This is a genomic window from Streptomyces sp. NBC_01317, from assembly GCF_035961655.1.
Lineage (GTDB): Bacteria > Actinomycetota > Actinomycetes > Streptomycetales > Streptomycetaceae > Streptomyces.
On the sequence record NZ_CP108393.1, the window covers coordinates 71,273 to 88,073 of the forward strand.

The following is a 16,801-nucleotide window of genomic DNA, read 5'->3' on the forward strand; positions in this document are numbered from 1 at the left end:
GGAGCTCACCAACAGCGAGGAGAAGCGGGATGACCCCCGCCGGTTCGGTCACCGTCACCACCACCTCAGGCCCGGTCCGCGGCCGTCGCGGCGAACACGGCACGGCGTTTCTCGATGTGCCGTACGCCGCCCCTCCTGTCGCGTACGGGCGTTTCACCGCGCCGGGCCCTCATCCCGGGTGGACCGAGGTCCGTGACGCGACACGGCCGGGGCCGACCGCGCCCCAGCCCGCCCGGGACTCCTTCGGCACCCTCGACATGTCGCCCTACTTCGGGCCCGGCTGGCAGCGGGGCGACGACTACCTGACCGTGAACATCTGGGCCCCGGAGCCGGACGGGCCGGACCGGCCGGTCATGGTGTTCGTACACGGCGGAGGCTTTGTCGCCGGCTCGGGCCGCGCGCCGCTGTACGACGGAACGGCCTTCGCCCGCGACGGTGTGGTGCTGATCACCGTCAACTACCGGCTGGGAATCCCGGGTTTCCTCCACCTGCCCGACGCCCCGGACAACCGCGGCATGCTCGACGTCCTGGCCGCCCTGCGGTGGATACGGGACAACGCCGCCCGCTTCGGCGGCGATCCCGACAACGTCACCCTCTTCGGCCAGTCCGCCGGAGCGATCATCGTGGGCGGCATCCTCGCCGACCCGGCCTCGTCCGGCCTCCTCCGACGCGCGATCATCCAGAGCGGGACCGGCACCGGCGCCTTCACCCCCGGCCAGGCGGGCCTCGTCACCGCCGCTGCCGGACGCGAGCTGGGCCTCGTACCCACCGCCAAGTCTCTGGCCGACGTCCCCGACGAGCGGCTTGTCGCCGCCACGGCCTCCCTCACCGGGTTGGATCTGCGTACGTCCACCCACCACGACCCGCTCGGCGGCATCACCTCCTTCAGCCTGGTCGGCGAGGAGCAGCCGGCCTGTGCGGTCGCCGCCGGCCGGGGAGGGGAGGTCGATCTGCTGATCGGCAGCAATCTGGACGAGGGCTCCCTCTATCTGGCCCCGCTGGGAATCCTGGCGGGCACCACCGACGCCGATGTCCGGGACACGGCGGCGAAGTTCCACGCCGACCCCGAGGATGCGGTCCGCGCCTACCGGGCCCAGCGCCCGTCCGCGTCCACCGCCGAACTGCGCACCGGGATTCTCGGTGACGGGCTGTTCGGGGCCGGCACCCGGCGGATGGCCGCCGCACACGCGAAGTCCGGGGCGGGGCGGACGTACCGCTACGAGTTCGGCTGGCGCTCCGACGCGGTCGACGGGCGGCTGGGCGCCAGTCACGTCATGGAGTTGCCGTTCGTCTTCGACCGCCTCGCCCTACCGTCGCTGCGCGGCCCGCGGGGGCTCCTCGGCAACGCCGAGCCGCCCGCCGTGCTGGCGTCACGTATTCACCGCTCGTGGATACGGTTCGCCGGGACCGGAGATCCTGGCTGGCCCGTCCACGAGCCTTCCGAAGGGTACGTCCAGCCCATCGGCCACGTTCCGCCCGTCGGCCTTGGCTGACCGGGGTCCCGGCGCCCCCGCTGCCCCCGGGAAGGATCGGACCCGGGGGCAGCGGGGAAGGGTGTGGCCGTGATCACCGGTGGTGACCTCGGTTGTGGCGTCCGGTGTCAGCGCGCCGGTGTCTTGGGGGAGTTGGTGGTGTCCGCCGCGTCCCGCGCCTGCGGATCCCGCTTCTCCTGCCGCGCGGAGAGCGGTGCGGCGATGTCCTCCAGCGACTTGCCCTCGGCCGCGACGGCGAAGAACCAGGCCACGATCCCCGCGAGCACCATCAGTGTCGCGCCGATGCAGAACGCGATCACCGCGTCGCTCACCACTCCGCTGTCGGTGAGTTCGGCGAACAGCAGCGGGCCGGAGATGCCGCCGGCGGCCGTACCGATCGCGTAGAAGAAGGCGATCGCCATGGCGCGGGTCTCCATCGGGAAGATCTCGCTGACGGTGAGGTACGCGGAACTGGCGCCGGCCGACGCGAAGAAGAGGACCACGCCCCAACAGATCGTCATGGTCGTGGCGTTGAGCCAGCCGTTGCCGAACAGCCAGGCGGTGACGAACAGCAGGAGCCCGGACACGACGTAGGTGCCCGCGATCATCGGCTTGCGGCCCACGGTGTCGAACAGCCGGCCGAGGAGCAGGGGGCCGAGGAAGTTGCCGAAGGCGATGGCGGCGAAGAAGTACCCGGTGGAGCCGCTGGAGACGTCGAAGAACTTCACCAGGATCGAGCCGAAGCCGAAGGTGATCGCGTTGTACAGGAACGCCTGGCCGATGAAGAGCGAGAAGCCCAGGACGGCGCGCTTGGGGTATTCGCGGAAGAGCGTCCTGCCGATCTCGACGAAGCCGATCGATCGCCGCTGCTCGATGGTGAGCGCGCCCGCCGGCTCGGGCAGCGCGCGGCCGGTCTCCGCCTCGACCTCCTTCTCGACGCCGTCGACCAGGTCGTTCGCCTCGTCGGACCTGCCGTGGATGAACATCCACCGGGGGCTCTCCGGCACATGGCGCCGTACGAGGAGGATGACCAGGCCCAGGACCACTCCGAGGGCGAAGGTGAGCCGCCATCCCAGGTCCTTCGGGAAGATGTCGGTGTTCAGGGCGAGCACGGAGAGCAGCGCGCCGCCCATCGCGCCGAGCCAGTAGCTGCCGTTGATGATGAGGTCGACGCGGCCGCGGTACTTGCTGGGGATCAGTTCGTCGATGGCGGAGTTGATCGCCGCGTACTCTCCGCCGATGCCGAAGCCGGTGAGGAAGCGGAAGAGGAAGAACCACCAGACCGAGAACGAGACGGCGGTGGCGGCGGTCGCCGCCAGATACACCGCGAGGGTGATGAGGAAGAGCTTCTTGCGTCCGTACCGGTCGGTGAGCCAGCCGAAGAAGAGCGCGCCGGCGCACGATCCGGCGACGTACAACGCGGCGGCCAGGCCGGTGACTTGCGCGTCGGAGATCGGCAGGCCGCTGCCGTCCTCCGAGAGGCGGCTCGCGATGTTGCCGACGACGGTCACTTCCAGGCCGTCGAGGATCCATACGGTTCCCAGGCCGATCACGATCATCCAGTGCCAGCGCGACCACGGGAGCCGGTCGAGCCGCGCGGGAACCTTCGTGGTGACGGTCCCGGTGACCGCGTCTCCGGATGGGGTCATGTTCAGCCTCCTGCCTGACGGCGACCCCGGTTGCGCCCGGGGTGCCGCGTCCGGCTACCCGTGACCGAAAGACACAAACGCGGGTGCGGATCGTCGACGTTCGGCAGCGTGCGGGGATGCGTTTCCGGCCGTCCCGATCGGTGGGCCGGGGCAGCACCGAGGGGGTGAACGCGGTGATCGGAGACGGGTGCCCCGTCTCCACCCGGCCGCACGTGCGCAGGCGAGGTAGCCTGGTTCAGGGGGATAAGCCACCCTTGGGCGGCACGCGACCATGGCGATGGTGTGCCGGTCCACCTGTGCTCCGCGTGTCTCGGCGCGGTGTGTTTGGAGTGAGTGCGATGTCTCACCACCTCGATTCGCCTGCCGCCAGGGCTGATGCCCGGTTGAACATCTCGGACCTCTACGTGTTCCGGGGCGACCGCGGCACCGTTCTCGCGATGAACGTCTGCTCGGACTTCGCGGGCCCGGAAGCGCCCAAAGGCTTCCACCCGGAGGCCCGGTACGAATTCAAGATCGACAGTACGGGTGACGCCGTCGAGGACGTGTGCTTCCGCCTCCGTTTCGGAGCGGCGGACGCGGACGGTTCGCAGGCCGTGGAGCTGTGCCGCCTCGTGGGAGCGGAGGCGGCCGACGACACGGCGGAAGGCACCGTGCTGCTCACCGGTGCGACGGGGCGGACCCTCCGTACCCAGGGGGGTCTGCGGTTGTGGACCGGTCGGGCCGGTGACCCGTTCTGGATGAACCCGGACGTGGTGGAAGCGGTCGGTCAGGCCTTCCAGCACGGCACCGACGTCGAACTGCACGCGCCGGATCCGGGAGAGGCGACCGAAGAGGTGACCAGCCTGTTCTCCGGGTTGAAGGTACGGTCCATCGTGCTCGAACTGCCGGACGACGACCTGCTGCCCTTCACCCGCAACAGGGACATCGGCGTCTGGGGGGTCACCGCGCTGGCCACCGACGCCGGCGGTTGGCACCGCGTCAATCGGTGCGGCATCCCGATGGTCTCGCCGATCTTCGCGCAGTTCGACGACGAGCTGGCGGAGAAGCTGAACCAGACCCCGCCCGCCGACGACATCCACACGTTCGGCACGGAGATCACCGACCGGGTCGCCGCTGTTGTGGGCATACGGGGCACCACATCGGACCCGCACAGTTACGGTCTGGAGGTCGCGGACCGCATCCTGCCGGACATCCTCCCGTACACGATCGGCACTCCCGCGGTGTTCGGTTTCGCGGCCTTCAACGGCCGGGCGCTGAACGACAACGCGGGTGAGGTGATGTTCTCCCTCGCCACCGACAGCGCCTTGAGCATCGGTCTGACCAAGGACTCCGTCGACGCCCTTCCGACACCGTTCTTCCCGTACGTGGCGGCTGCCGCCTGACCCGGGCCTACGGGGCCGAGGAGTCCGCGGCCCCCCACCGGGCGATCACCGGGCGATCACCGGGCGATCACGGAGAAGGTCGTTCCGTACGGATCGGTCAGGGTGGCGAACCGGCCGTACGGGGTGTCCTCCGGGGCCGTCGAAGTGCCATCGGCGGACCTGGCCCGCGCCAGGGTCGCGTCGGTGTCCGCCACCTCGAAGGTGGTCGCCCAGACCGGGGCGGGAGCGGTGTCCAGGCCGAGGATCCCGCCGATTTCGTGGCCGTCCGGCCGGCGCAGGAAGGTGAAGTCAGAACCGGGAAGGTCGTCGTTGCCGTCCAGGGTGAAATCGAAGACGGCGGTGTAGAAGGTACGGGCGGGGCCCGGGTCGGCGGTCACAAGGTCGTTGCGGACCAGGGTGCCGGGCTCGTTGACCAGGCGGCAGCCCGGGTGGGTGCGCCCCTGCCAGAGCCCGAACCGGGCCCCGGTCGGATCGACGACGAGGGCTGCCCGGCCCAGGTCACCGACTTCGCGCGGAGCTTCGAGCAGTGCGCCCCCGGCGGCCGCGATACGACGCGCGGTGCTGTCGCAGTGGTCGGTGGCGAGGTGGACGGTCCAGCTGTCCCTCGTGTCCGCCCGGTCGGTGACCTGGCGCAGGCCCGCGACCGGCAGACCGCGCAGCAGGCAGTATGTGCCGAGGTCGCCGGTGGTGAAGTCCCAGCCGAACACCGCCCCGTAGAAGGCTTTCGCTCCCTCCAGGTCCACGACCGCGAGGTCGATCCAGGTGGGGGTGCCCAGCGGCTGATTCTCGGTGACCTGACTCATCGGGTGCTCCTGCGCTCGCGGGGGGAGTGGCTGACTCGGCGCGACGTTAGGGGGCAACTAGGGCGGGTCGTGTCCTAGATCAAGATCGGTCCAGGATCACCATGATCATCGCGGCGGCGATGGTGAGGGCTGCGGCGACGAGCATCACCGTCCGCGCCGCTGCCGCCGCTCTCGCGAGAGTCCCTCCGGTCGACCGTGAACCACGGGAGGCGGGCGGCGCGGCCGTACTCCGGGGGCAGGTGCGCTTGCCGCAGAAGCGGCAGCCGGGACGTGAACTTCGGCCGGTCGAGGGCTCCATCCAGTACGCGCCCAGCAGCGCGGCGCCCGAACCCTCTCCCCCGCCAGGCAGAGCGGACATCTCCATGCCCCGTCCAACGACGCACCCGTCGGCCGGCGTCGGCATCGCCGCGTCCCGCAACCGAATCGACACACGCCGGGCCCCGTCGATCATGACGGGGCCCGGCGGTGGCCGGGAGTGATGACCCGTCAGATCGCCGCGATACGGAGTCTGATCGTGCGGGCCTCGGGGCGCAGGGCGAATTCGGGCCATACGTCCGGTCCGCAGGCGCGGGAGCCCAGGCCGTGTTGGGCCGCGTCGATGATCAGGTACGTCGTTGACGAGTCCGGGAGCTCGTAGGGGTGGGCCGCTCGGGTGATCTGTTGCGGGGTGTGGCGGCTGAGGGTGAAGCCGGGGCGGCGGCCCCGGGTGTCCGGGAGGGCGGTGACGCGCAGGATGCCGGTGTCGGCGCTCGTCAGGGTCAACCGGCGCAGTGCGGACCGGTGTCCGGTCTCCTGCGGGCGCGCGTACTCGACGGAGAGGTCGCGCAGGGGTGAGGAGAAGCGGCCGGTCCGGGCCGCGCGCAGGCTGTCGGGGTAGGACTCCCGTGGGCCGAGGCCGAACCAGTCGGCGCCGTCGACGGAAGCCGTGCCGTCGGGCAGGTCGAAGCGTATGCCGATGCGCGGCCAGACCGTGGGCCAGCCGGTCGACGGGCTGGTTTCCACGCGGAGTTCGAGTGTGCCGTCCTCCAGGGACCAGACGGATTCCACCATCACCGACAGGGCGGAGTTGGCCGCGGAGACCTTGTCCAGGGTGCGCAGGGCGTCCGGGGTACGGTCCACCTCGACGCGCCGGGTGGTGAGGCGGTCGAGTCCGTGGCCGCGCCACAGCGCCGCGTTGGAGATTCCGGCGACACTCGCGTCGCTCTCCTCGACCTCTCCGGAGGTGCCTTCGTCGTTGTCGGTCGGGGCACGGAACAGTTCCAGCCGCGGGCCCGTCACCGGGCGCCCGGCGAGGCGCGTCAGGGAGCCGCCGGTGAACTCGGCGATGCCGAGTGCCAGCGTCCCGCCGCTCGGGCGCCAATCGGTACGGGGCCGGACCGCGGGTACGGGGCGGGGCGCCGAACGGTCCAGTTGTGCGGTCGCCAGTACATGGCCCTCGCTCGCCCAGGCGGTCCTGGTCGCCAGGGCCGCGTCAAGGGTGAGCCACGTCTCCGCGTCCCGCGACAGCGGGATCGGCGGGAGGGGTACGCGCGCCGATCCGCCGGCCGGGATCACGGGGATCTCCAGGGATCCGGAGGCGGCGGACGTTCCGTCGTGTTCGACGCGCCAGGAGAAGCGCAGGTCGGACGTGTCGGCGGAGTGGCGCAGGTTGGTGATCTCCACGTGGTCGGCCGCGTGGCCGGATGCGTGGCCGGCACCGAAGGTGAAGCGGATCGGCTGCACGACGGCCTTGAACTCGTACAGGCTCGGGGTGGGGACGTCGTCGCTGAGCAGCATGCCGTCCATCACGAAGTTGCCGTCGTGGACGACCTCGCCGAAGTCACCGCCGTACGCGAAGTACGGCGTGCCGTCCGGGGCGGTCGTCGCGATTCCGTGGTCGCGCCATTCCCAGACGAAGCCGCCGTGCAGGCGCGGGTGCCGGTGCGTCAGCGCCTCGTACTGGTCGAGCGCTCCCGGTCCGTTGCCCATCGCGTGCGCGTACTCGCAGAGCAGGAACGGCTTGGTGCGCTGCCGGGCGCCCTGCGCGGGGGTGCAGTCGAGCAGCGGCGCGCGTGAGCCGTCGGTGCCGATCTGCTCGGTCTCCAGCACCGAGGAGTACATGCGTGAGTAGATGTCGGTGTATTCGCCCGTGTGGTCGCCCTCGTAGTGGACGGGCCGTCCGGTGTCGCGGGCGTGGACCCACGCCGACATCGCGGCGAGGTTGCCGCCGGTCCCGGCTTCGTTGCCGAGCGACCAGATCACCACACTGGAGTGGTTCTTGTCCCGTTCGACCGTGCGCCGGATGCGGTCGAGGTACGCCTCGCGCCACGCCGGGTCGTCGCTCGGATTGCCGGTCCAGCCGGTCTGGTCGAAGCCGTGTGTCTCCAGGTCGCATTCGAGGACGACCCAGAATCCGAGCTCGTCGGCGAGGTCGAGCAGCCGGGGGTGCGGCGGGTAGTGGCTGGTGCGGATCGCGTTCACGTTGAAGCGCTTCATCCGGGCCAGGTCCTCGCGGGCGTGCTCCTCGTCGAAGACGCGGCCCCGTTCGGGGTGGGTCTCGTGGCGGTTCATCCCGTGGAAGACGACACGGCGTCCGTTGACCAGGAACCGGTCGCCGCGGATCTCGACCGTACGGAACCCGATCCGCAGGGCGATGCTCTCGGCGGCCGTCGACACCGTGACGTCGTACAGGCGGGGGTGCTCCGCCGACCAGGGCTCCACGGCGCCGAGGTCGAGCGGGGTCACGTCGGCCGGGGTCGCCCAGACCCGCTCGACGCCGAGTTCCGGGAGGCGGAGGGTGACGGGGAAGGCCGCCGCGCCGGCGGTGACCTCCGGTTCGATCCTGCCGTGCCCGTCGTCGAAGCCTGTCCGCAGCCAGACGTCCTCGAGGCCGCCGGCCGGGCGGGCGATCAGGGTGACGTCACGGAAGATGCCCGGCAGCCACCACTGGTCCTGGTCCTCGACGTAGCTGGCCGCCGACCACTGGTGCACGCGCACCGCGACGACGTTGTCGCCGGGGCGTACGGACGAGGTCACGTCGAATTCGTGGGCGAGCCGGCTGCCACTGGCGCTGCCGATCTCCTCGCCGTTGACCCAGACCCGGAAGAGCGACTCGACGCCGTCGAACCGGAGGACCACCCGCTCGGCCTCCGTCCATGCGGCGGGGATCTCGATATGGCGGCGGTAGTCGCCGGTGGGGTTCTCGTCCGGGACGTGGGGCGGGTCGATCGGGAACGGGAACTGCACGTTCGTGTAGATCGGCCGGCCGTACGCCCCGTCGCCCTGGAGCACCCAGTGCGAGGGCACCGGGATGTCGTCCCAGCCGTGGTCGTCGAAGCCTTCGGCCGCGAAGTCCTCCGCCGCGGACGCCGTGGGCGACAGCCGGAACCGCCACGGTCCGTTCAGGGAGAGGGAGGGGGCGTCGGAGGGGAGCCACGAGCGCGCCGCACGCAGCGCGCCGCGCCCTGGCGCGGTGTCCGATACATACCCGGAATGGGGGGAGGGCACGAGGTCACAACTTTCTCGATGGCGGAAGGACGGATGGCGGCGGCGGCCGGTCGGATGCCCGGGGTCCGGTGGATCCCGGGCGCATGACCGGCGGTGCGCCCCTTTTTGTACGGTTACGGGTGTCTAGCGGACGACAACCGTGCGGATCTCCCACGGGCCGAGGGCGAGGTCGAGTCCGTCCGCTGCCGGTGTGGTGGACAGTGGCCGGCCGAGCAGATCGACGGTGGTGGCCTCGGTGAAGGCGCCTGTCACCCGGGCGCCGGCTCCGGTGTCGCTCATCGCGACCAGCCGTACCTCGGTGCCGGTGCCTCCGTCCTCGGTGGTGACGCGGCGGACGGCCGAGACGGAGACGTCCGTACCGTCGACCCGGATGCCGGTGGCGTCGGGGGGCAGCCGGTCTCCGGCGGGCGCGGTGCCACGGGCGACGAGCACGTCGTTGCGGAAGAGGTCCGCGAGGGCGACCGCGTTCGCCTGCTGCCAGCCTGCCGCCGGGGGCAGGACGGCGAAGCGGTTCTCGACGCGCAGGCCGAGGTCCTGCGCGCCCGGTGCGGCGATCTCGGTCGCGGCGGGTTCGTCGCGGAACGGATGGATGTTGACGCTGATCGAGCCGATCGCGCGCAGGAGGGTGACGGCGAGTTCGGAGCCGTCGCCGACCACTTCGTACTCGGAGGCGTGGTCGAGCAGGACGTGGGCGGCGCCGGCCGATACGAACGACTCGGCGGGGAAGGTCGGGATGGGGTGTTCGCCCCAGCCTCCCTCGGCGGTGAGTCCGCGCGGGGTGACGGCGAACTGGCCGGCGGAGGCGGACCCGGTCACCGGTTCCGGCAGCGGTACGTGGAAGCGCAGCCGGTGGTCGGCGGAGCGGTTCAGGAACGAGGTGGAGACCCGTACGAACGGCTCACCCGCCCGTACCTCCACGAGGGTTTCCACCGGGGTCGGTACGGTCTCGCCGCTGCGCACATCGCGGTCGGCGGAGAGCGCGGCGGGCCACGCGTAGACGCGGGTGATCCGGGTCCTCGCCCGCAGCGGGCCGTCCTCCAGGACCTTGACGGCGACCTCGGCCGGCTCCGACACGAGCACGTCCTGGGCGGGCGGGCCGTAGTTGTAGCTGTCGCCCCGGTCGCCGCCGTCGACCAGGCGGCCGACACCGCGCAGGACGGAGCCGTCGGCCCCGGTCACGTCCAGGGTGCCGTCGGCGGTGACGGCGACCTCGACGAGGCCGTTCGCCAGGGTGCGGTCCGTCGCGGTGGCGGGGACAAACTCCGTCGGCAGTACGGGAGTCCGGTCGGTGGGTCCGACCCGGAAGCTCGCGAGGCCGGAGGCGGGCACGTCCACCAGGGCGAGGGCGGTCGCGCGCGGCTCCTCCAGCGTCAGGACGCGCCACTCCCCCGGGTGCGCGGCGGCGGCCTCGGCGACCTTCCCGCGCAGGATCATCAGGTCGAAGGGTCCGCTGGACGGCACCTCGGCGAGGTGGAAGACCAGGGATCCCGGGGTGAGTTCGTACGTGTCGATCAGCCGGCCGAACAGCTCGCGGCGGTGGATGCGCCGGAGGACCCGTTCGAGCTGGGAGGCGTCCATGCGCTCGTCGCTGAGCACGGTCGGGGCCTGGGAGATCAGCTGGACGGGGCGCACGGAGCCGTCGGCGGCCGTGGCGGCCAGCACGTGCCCCTCGGGCGGGGCGACGACGTCCACCTCGACGGCCGCCGTACGCGCGAACGGCAGCGGGTTGGCGACCAGATGCCCGTCGCTCGGCACCAGGGCGGCTGCCTCGGCGAGGGCGGCGTCCCGTACGGCCCGCGCGGTCTGCGCGGCCTCGGCGAGCCGCGCGTCGACCTGGTCGCAGGTCTCGTCGGTGCCGGAGCCGACGACCGAGTCGTGCGCCGCCGACTCGATGATCTTGTGCCAGGCGAGCGAGAGGAACGGCGTGTCGTCGCGGCGGGACCACAGGGCGTTCATCCGCTCGGCGTGGTCGATCGTGCGCTCGGCCACGGCCATGCGCTGCTTGAGCCCGAGCCGTACGGAGAGCACACCCGGGAGGATGTTGCCCCGTACGTGGCTGCGGAGTTCGCCGGTGACGACGCTGGAGACCTCGTCGCGCACATGTTCGCGGATGTACTCGTCGAGCGTCGCGATGGTGATGGCGCGCTCGTCGCTCGACGCGCGCCGCAGCCAGGCCGCGAGCTGGGGGTCGGGCGCGTTGTGGTCGGTGCCGGCCATCGCGAGCAGCGGGTCGGTGCCCCAGCGGTCGGCGGTCGCCTCCGCGTACTGGCCCAGGGCCCGGCCGATCCGGTCGGGCACCAGCAGGACGTCGAGCCCGTTGTCGTACCCGTCGAAGAGGAATTCCGTGCGCACCTCGGAGCCGTCGGGGGCGCGCCAGCGGAAGGCGTGGCCCTCGACGGAGCCGGGAACTCCGCGCCACAGGGCGGCGTGCTCGATTCCGGCGCGGGCCAGGATCTGCGGCATCTGCGCGATGTGGCCGAACATGTCCGGCAGATAGCCGATGGGCATCGAGCCGCCCAGCTCCGCCGCGGCGGCCCAGCCCATCTGGAGGTTGCGTACGACGGTCTCGCCGGAACAGAGGAACTCGTCGAGGAGGATGAGCCACGGGCCGATGGCGAGCCGGCCGCCGGAGACCAGGGCCACGAGCCGCTCGCGGTTCTCGGGCCGCATCTCCAGGTAGTCCTCGATCGCGGCCATCTGCCCGTCGACGGTGAACCGGAAGTCCGGGTTCGATTCGGCCGTCTCCAGCACGGTGTCGAGAGCGGCCACGAGCCGGTGCCGGAACACCTGGAAAGGCTCGTACCATTCCCGGTCCCAGTGGAAATGGGGCACGAAGACGGCGGAATTCTGCATGGGTCAGGGACCTTCTGTCGGCGGGTGCGGAGAGAGGCGGGTGCGTGACGCGTGGTGGGCGGCCGGGCTACGGCGTCACTTCAGTGAGCCGGTGGCGAGGCCGGTGCGCCAGAACCTCTGGAGGAGGATGAAGACGATGATCACGGGCACGATCGAGACCAGTGAGCCGGTGATCACGGACTGCTGGAGGAGCGGCGCCCTGGCGGTCTGGCCGTTCCACGTGTAGAGGCCGAGGGTGACCGGGAAGAGCGACTCCTTCTGGAGCATCACCATCGGCAGGAAGAAGTTGTTCCAGATGGCGACGAACTGGAAGAGGAAGATCGTCACCAGCGACGGTGCCATCAGCCGGGAGGCCACCGAGAAGAACGTACGGAACTCTCCCGCGCCGTCGAGGCGCGCCGACTCCAGGAGTTCCTGGGGTACGGCGGCGGAGGCGAAGATCCGGGCCAGGTAGACGCCGAACGGGCTGACGATGCTCGGCAGGAACACCGCCCAGTAGGTGTTGACGATCCCGGTCGCCGAGAACAGCAGGAACAGCGGGAGCGCGAGCGCGGTGGTGGGGACCAGGACGCCGCCGAGGATGACGGAGAAGAGGAACTCCCGTCCCCGGAACTGGAACTTGGCGAGCGCGTAGCCGCACAGCGCGGAGACCAGTGTGCCGACGGCCGCGCCGAGCACCGCGTAGATCACACTGTTCAGGGCCCACTGGAGGAAGATGCCGTCACTGCGGGTGAACAGGGTGTGCAGGTTGCTGAACAGGTTGAAGTGGGAGAAGGCCAGGCCGTTGGTGGAGGCCAGGTCTCCTTGCGGTTTGGTCGCCGCGACGATCAGGAAGTAGACCGGCAGCAGGAAGTAGATGGTCAGGAGGACCATCACGGCCATGACCGCCGTACGGCTGGCCCTGCTCTCGCGGACGGTGGGTTTGTCGCTCACGATCAGGTTGTTCACAGTCCGGCCCTCTTCGACGTCAGCCGCATGAACCCGAAGCTCAAGACGAAGGTGATGAGGGCGATGACCACGGAGATCGCCGCCGCCTGCTGGTAGTTGTTCCCCGAGGCCACCGCGTACGCGAGCATGTTCGGGGTGTAGGTGCTGGAGATGTTCGAGGAGATCTGGCGCAGCACGGCCGGCTCCGCGTAGAGCTGGAGGGTGCCGATGATCGAGAACACCGTGGTCAGCACGATGGACGGGGCGATCATGGGGACCTTGATCTGCCAGGCGATGGCCCAGTTGCTCGCGCCGTCGAGCCTGGCCGCCTCGTACAGCTCCTGCGGGATCGATTGCAGGGCCGAGTACATGATCAGCATGTTGTAGCCGGTCCACAGCCAGGTGGAGATGTTCGCCGCCGACCACAGCACGGCGCCGGGGCCGAGGAAGTCGGGGTGGAGCCCGATGCCGTTCAGTACGTCGACCACGGGGCTGAGCTGCGGTGAGTAGAGGTACGACCACATGATCGCGGCGATGACGCCGGGTACCGCGTACGGCATGAACACCGCGATGCGGAAGAACGACTTGAGCTTCAGCAGCGGGGTGTCGAGGAGCAGCGCCATGATCAGGGCGACGAACAGCATGACCGGCACCTGCACGATGCCGAAGAGCCCGATGCGCCCGATGCTGGACCAGAACTCGGTGTTCTCGAAGACGTGCGCGTACTGCTGGAAGCCGCCGAAGGTCGTGTACGACGTGCCGTACTGGCCGCCGGAGCGGCGTACGACCCGGAAGCTCTGCCAGATCGCGTACCCGACCGGCACCAGGTAGAAGAGCACGAACGGGAGGAAGAACGGGGTCAGGAACGCGGTGATGACGCCCGCCCGGGGCCCGCCGCCGTTGAGACGGCGGCGGGAGCCTCGGGGCGCCGCCACCACGCGTATCGCGCGGGTTTCGGTGTCGGTCATGCTGCGGTCACTTGCCTGCCTGGGCGGGGATGGCCAGGTCCTTCATCGATGTGAGCGCGGTCGCCTGGGCGGTCTTGAGCGCGTCGGCGAGGGTGCCCTGGCCGGCGGCGGCCTTGGCCATCGCGTCCTGGAGGCTCAGGTTGACCGTCTTCTGGGTGGGGCCCCAGGTGAAGCTGGTGTCGATGTTCTTGGACGACTCGGCGAAGACGTCAAAGATCTTCTGGTTGTCGTAGTACGGCACGCCCTGGGAGAGCTGGGGCAGTCCGGTGCCGACGGGGGACGCCGAGTAGAGGCCGCCGAGCTTGTTCTCCAGTGCGAGGGCTTCCGGGTCGGTGTTCAGCCAGGTGTTGAACTTGACCGACTCGTACAGGTGCTTGCTGCCCTTCATGAACGCGACGGTGGAGCCGCCCCAGTCGCCGGACGCGGCGCTGGTGCCCCAGGTCGGCATCGGGACGATCGTCCACTTGCCGGCCTGCTTGGGCAGGTTGTCGCGGAACATGCTGTAGCCCCAGGCGGCGCCGACGTAGCTGGCGATCTGGTTCTGCTGGTACGCCGCGTACATCTGGGTCGAGCCGTTGGCGAGGTCGGTGCGGACGAGCTTGTCGTCGATCATCTTCTGCCAGTAGTCGGCGACCTGCTTGCTCTGCGGGGACTCGACGGTGACGTGCCACTTGTCGCCGGAGTACGAGTACATCTCCGCGCTGTTCTGCCAGAGCAGGCCGTTGAACCACTCGGCGTTGTTCGGGTCGAAGAACGTCATGGTGAGCTTGGGGTCGGCGGCGTGGAGCTTCTTCGCCTCCGCCGCGTACTCGTCCCAGGTCTTCGGTATCGCGAGGCCGTGCTGCTTGAAGATGTCGCTGCGCACGTAGAGGGCCATCGGGCCGGTGTCCTGCGGGAGGGCGAAGACGCCGGTGCCGGCGAAGCTGGTCTGCGACCACGTCCAGGGGACGAACTTGGACTTGGCGGCGGTGGCCGCGGAGCAGGCCGACGCGTCCACGAAGGCGTTCTGGGTGCGCAGGTTGGGAAGCTCGTCGTAACCCACCTGGGCGAGGTCCGGCGCCTTGCCCGCCTTGAGGGCGTTGCTGATCGTGCCGTACTGGTCGTTGGAGATGTTCTTCGTCTGGACCTGGATGTCAGGGTTCTGCTTGTTCCACAGAGCGACGACCTCGTCCATGCCGGGAACGGTGTTCCAGTACTGGAGGGTGACCTTGCCCTTCGCGGGCTCGCAGGAGGCGGCGGCGGAGGAGCTGTCCGGCTGATCGGAGGACGAACAGCCGGCGAGCAGGGCGATGCTCGCTGCCGCTGCGACGGCGGCCAGGCGGACGCGCGAGGCGGTGTTTCTCATGATTTCCTTCCAGAGTGTCCAGCTCCAGCGCTGGACGCGTCGACGTTGACACCTCAAGGCACGGGATGCCTTCTGGTTGGAATGCGTGGGTGTGGTCACCGGCGCGACGGCGTCGGACCAAGCGTCGAACGACGTTGCGGGAGTGGCACATCCAGTTCGCGTGAGCGCTCACGTGAACGTTCACGGAAGTCCGTGAATTTTCCGGAAGTTTGCGCTCCGGTCTGGATGTATGTCAAGACATTCGGGTCAAGTACAAGTCCGGCAGGTTACGCGGAACCGCCCGGTCTCAGCTCGGCCCGGACGACGAGCTCGTCGGCCTCCAGCGGGTCGACGCCGGTCAACAGGCGCCCGACCTGCTCGATCGCGAGGGCGCCGAGCCGGCGCGTGTCGAGCGCCACGCTGGTGAGCGGAGGTTCGACGACCGCCCCGAGCTGGAGGCCGTCGAAGCCGATCACCGCGAGATCCCGGGGGACGCTCCTGCCCATCCGGCGCGCTTCCCGCAATGCGCCGATGGCGACGATGTCGTTGAAGGTGAAGATCGCGGTCACCTCGGGGTGGGCGGTGAGAAGGGCGTTGAGGCCCAGTCCCCCGCCGTCGGCCGACTGGGCGGCGCCGGCCACCAGGCCGGGGTCGACGCCGTGGGCGGCGGCGGCCGCGGTGAACCAGACACGCCGGATGCTGGGCTCGGCGCGGTTGTCGTGGTCGAGCATGCCGATCCGCGTGTGGCCCTGGGCGACGAGGTGCGCGATCGCGGCGTGGACGCCGGCCTCGCCGTCGATCCGTATCGAGCTGAACCGTCCCATCCGGGGCTCACGGCCGATGAGGACCATGGGCATGCCCCGGGTGAACCGGTCGAGGTCGCTCTCGGAGCAGCTGAAGTAGCCGACCACCGCGTCCACCTGCGAGCCGATCACCTGGAGCGTGCCCAGCTCCTCCTCGGCCCGGTCCGCGGTGTCGTATACGACCACGTGCCAGCCACGGGCCCGTGCCGCTTCCAGGGCCGCGGCGGCGACCTCGGTGAAGAACGGGTTGAGCAGGTCAGGGATCACCAGGCCGATGGTGGTGGTGTCCTGCCGGACGAGACCCCGCGCGAACCGGCTCGGCCGGTAGCCCAGTTCACGGGCCGCGTCCAGTACACGCTGCTTCGTGGAGCCGTCGATCTCCGCCTTGTCGTTCAGCGCCCGGGACACGGTCTGGCGGGACACTCCCGCCGAGCGGGCGACATCATGGATCGTCACCCTTCGGGGTTCCGACTTCGACGGCGACACCATCGCGCACCTCCCGCTGCTCGCGGGCGCTGACGTGCCCCGCAGGGCCCGAGTATGCCCGACGCGCCGTCGGACCTCCCCTTTCGCTTCTGTCACGCCTGCTTCACTGGCCGGCCCTGGGCGCCGGGCCCCGCGCGAGGGCAGGGCCCGTACGGCGGACCGCCTCTCCGTGATGCTTTCGTTTCGGAATCGCAACCGAGAACGTGACATGAATGAGTTGAATCCGCGATTCCTTTCCCTGCCGGACACTCGCTGGGCGACAACTGCGCGTGCCGGAGGAATTACGGGAGATCCAGAGGTGTGGAGTGATCGCCCGGGGGCACACGCTGTCCTGGAGGTTGATAACTATGGTTCCCCTGCTTCTCGTTCTTCTGCTCGCCCTGATTCTTTTCGGTGCGGGCTTCGCACTCAAGATTCTGTGGTGGATCGCCATCATCGTGCTGGTGGTCTGGGTGCTCGGATTTGTCGTCCGGCCCGCGGCCGGCGGCGGCAAGCGAGGCCGCTGGTACCGCTGGTAGACAGCGTTTCTCGCACCATGTGGGTGGGGCCCCGTCAACGATGCCGGGGCCCCGCCCACGTGTGGCGCGGGCCTGGAGTTCTCCGCCGGCTGGACAGAGCGGCCGAGCACAGCATAAGAAAGGTGGGGCA

The 16,801-nt window shown here is 70.0% G+C and carries 12 protein-coding genes; 3 read left to right on the top strand and 9 right to left on the bottom strand.

Annotation, left to right across the window (positions count from 1 at the left end):
• Positions 1–29: 29 nt before the first annotated feature.
• A complete protein-coding gene (locus tag OG349_RS00215; RefSeq protein ID WP_327232590.1) occupies positions 30–1,493 on the top strand; it encodes a carboxylesterase/lipase family protein in 1,464 nt (487 codons plus the stop codon).
• Positions 1,494–1,600: 107 nt separating this feature from the next.
• Here OG349_RS00215 and OG349_RS00220 read toward each other — a convergent pair whose 3' ends face one another.
• Positions 1,601–3,121, bottom strand: a complete 1,521-nt coding sequence (locus OG349_RS00220; RefSeq protein WP_327232591.1) for an MFS transporter — start codon at positions 3,119–3,121, stop codon at positions 1,601–1,603.
• Positions 3,122–3,459: 338 nt separating this feature from the next.
• Here OG349_RS00220 and OG349_RS00225 point away from each other — a divergent pair, with 338 nt between their 5' ends.
• On the top strand, positions 3,460–4,503 hold the full coding sequence (locus OG349_RS00225) for a DUF4331 family protein (RefSeq protein ID WP_327232592.1): 1,044 nt from the start codon (positions 3,460–3,462) through the stop codon (positions 4,501–4,503).
• 56 nt (positions 4,504–4,559) lie between these two features.
• Here OG349_RS00225 and OG349_RS00230 read toward each other — a convergent pair whose 3' ends face one another.
• The 8 genes from OG349_RS00230 to OG349_RS00265 form a co-directional block, all read right to left on the bottom strand.
• Positions 4,560–5,306, bottom strand: a complete 747-nt coding sequence (locus OG349_RS00230; protein ID WP_327232593.1) for a VOC family protein — start codon at positions 5,304–5,306, stop codon at positions 4,560–4,562.
• Between the two features lie 79 nt (positions 5,307–5,385).
• The gene (locus OG349_RS00235) at positions 5,386–5,664 is read right to left on the bottom strand and encodes a hypothetical protein (RefSeq protein ID WP_327232594.1); all 279 of its coding nucleotides are present in this window, start codon (positions 5,662–5,664) and stop codon (positions 5,386–5,388) included.
• 128 nt (positions 5,665–5,792) lie between these two features.
• Positions 5,793–8,792: a glycoside hydrolase family 2 TIM barrel-domain containing protein gene (locus OG349_RS00240; protein WP_327232595.1), complete on the bottom strand. Its 3,000-nt coding sequence runs from the start codon at positions 8,790–8,792 to the stop codon at positions 5,793–5,795.
• Between the two features lie 123 nt (positions 8,793–8,915).
• The gene (locus tag OG349_RS00245; protein WP_327232596.1) at positions 8,916–11,645 is read right to left on the bottom strand and encodes an alpha-mannosidase; all 2,730 of its coding nucleotides are present in this window, start codon (positions 11,643–11,645) and stop codon (positions 8,916–8,918) included.
• Between the two features lie 75 nt (positions 11,646–11,720).
• Positions 11,721–12,527, bottom strand: coding sequence for a carbohydrate ABC transporter permease (locus tag OG349_RS00250; protein WP_327238385.1), 807 nt, complete (start codon positions 12,525–12,527; stop codon positions 11,721–11,723).
• A gap of 62 nt (positions 12,528–12,589) precedes the next feature.
• Positions 12,590–13,540 (bottom strand): carbohydrate ABC transporter permease, encoded by a 951-nt coding sequence (locus OG349_RS00255; protein WP_327232597.1) that lies wholly within the window; start codon positions 13,538–13,540, stop codon positions 12,590–12,592.
• Positions 13,541–13,547: 7 nt separating this feature from the next.
• Positions 13,548–14,885 carry an ABC transporter substrate-binding protein gene (locus tag OG349_RS00260; protein WP_327232598.1) on the bottom strand — a complete coding sequence of 446 codons (1,338 nt, stop codon included), beginning with the start codon at positions 14,883–14,885 and terminating at the stop codon, positions 13,548–13,550.
• A gap of 266 nt (positions 14,886–15,151) precedes the next feature.
• On the bottom strand, positions 15,152–16,156 hold the full coding sequence (locus OG349_RS00265; protein ID WP_327232599.1) for a LacI family DNA-binding transcriptional regulator: 1,005 nt from the start codon (positions 16,154–16,156) through the stop codon (positions 15,152–15,154).
• Positions 16,157–16,500: 344 nt separating this feature from the next.
• Here OG349_RS00265 and OG349_RS00270 point away from each other — a divergent pair, with 344 nt between their 5' ends.
• Positions 16,501–16,671: a hydrophobic protein gene (locus tag OG349_RS00270; protein ID WP_327232600.1), complete on the top strand. Its 171-nt coding sequence runs from the start codon at positions 16,501–16,503 to the stop codon at positions 16,669–16,671.
• Positions 16,672–16,801: the final 130 nt, after the last annotated feature.

Coding starts and splice junctions, on each gene's coding strand:
- OG349_RS00220 (WP_327232591.1), bottom strand. CDS start 3,121: ATGACCCCATCCGGAGACGCGGTCACCGGGACCGTCACCACGAAGGTT.
- OG349_RS00235 (WP_327232594.1), bottom strand. CDS start 5,664: ATGTCCGCTCTGCCTGGCGGGGGAGAGGGTTCGGGCGCCGCGCTGCTG.
- OG349_RS00270 (WP_327232600.1), top strand. CDS start 16,501: ATGGTTCCCCTGCTTCTCGTTCTTCTGCTCGCCCTGATTCTTTTCGGT.
- OG349_RS00260 (WP_327232598.1), bottom strand. CDS start 14,885: ATGAGAAACACCGCCTCGCGCGTCCGCCTGGCCGCCGTCGCAGCGGCA.
- OG349_RS00265 (WP_327232599.1), bottom strand. CDS start 16,156: ATGGTGTCGCCGTCGAAGTCGGAACCCCGAAGGGTGACGATCCATGAT.
- OG349_RS00255 (WP_327232597.1), bottom strand. CDS start 13,540: ATGACCGACACCGAAACCCGCGCGATACGCGTGGTGGCGGCGCCCCGA.
- OG349_RS00215 (WP_327232590.1), top strand. CDS start 30: ATGACCCCCGCCGGTTCGGTCACCGTCACCACCACCTCAGGCCCGGTC.
- OG349_RS00225 (WP_327232592.1), top strand. CDS start 3,460: ATGTCTCACCACCTCGATTCGCCTGCCGCCAGGGCTGATGCCCGGTTG.
- OG349_RS00250 (WP_327238385.1), bottom strand. CDS start 12,527: ATGGCCGTGATGGTCCTCCTGACCATCTACTTCCTGCTGCCGGTCTAC.
- OG349_RS00245 (WP_327232596.1), bottom strand. CDS start 11,645: ATGCAGAATTCCGCCGTCTTCGTGCCCCATTTCCACTGGGACCGGGAA.
- OG349_RS00230 (WP_327232593.1), bottom strand. CDS start 5,306: ATGAGTCAGGTCACCGAGAATCAGCCGCTGGGCACCCCCACCTGGATC.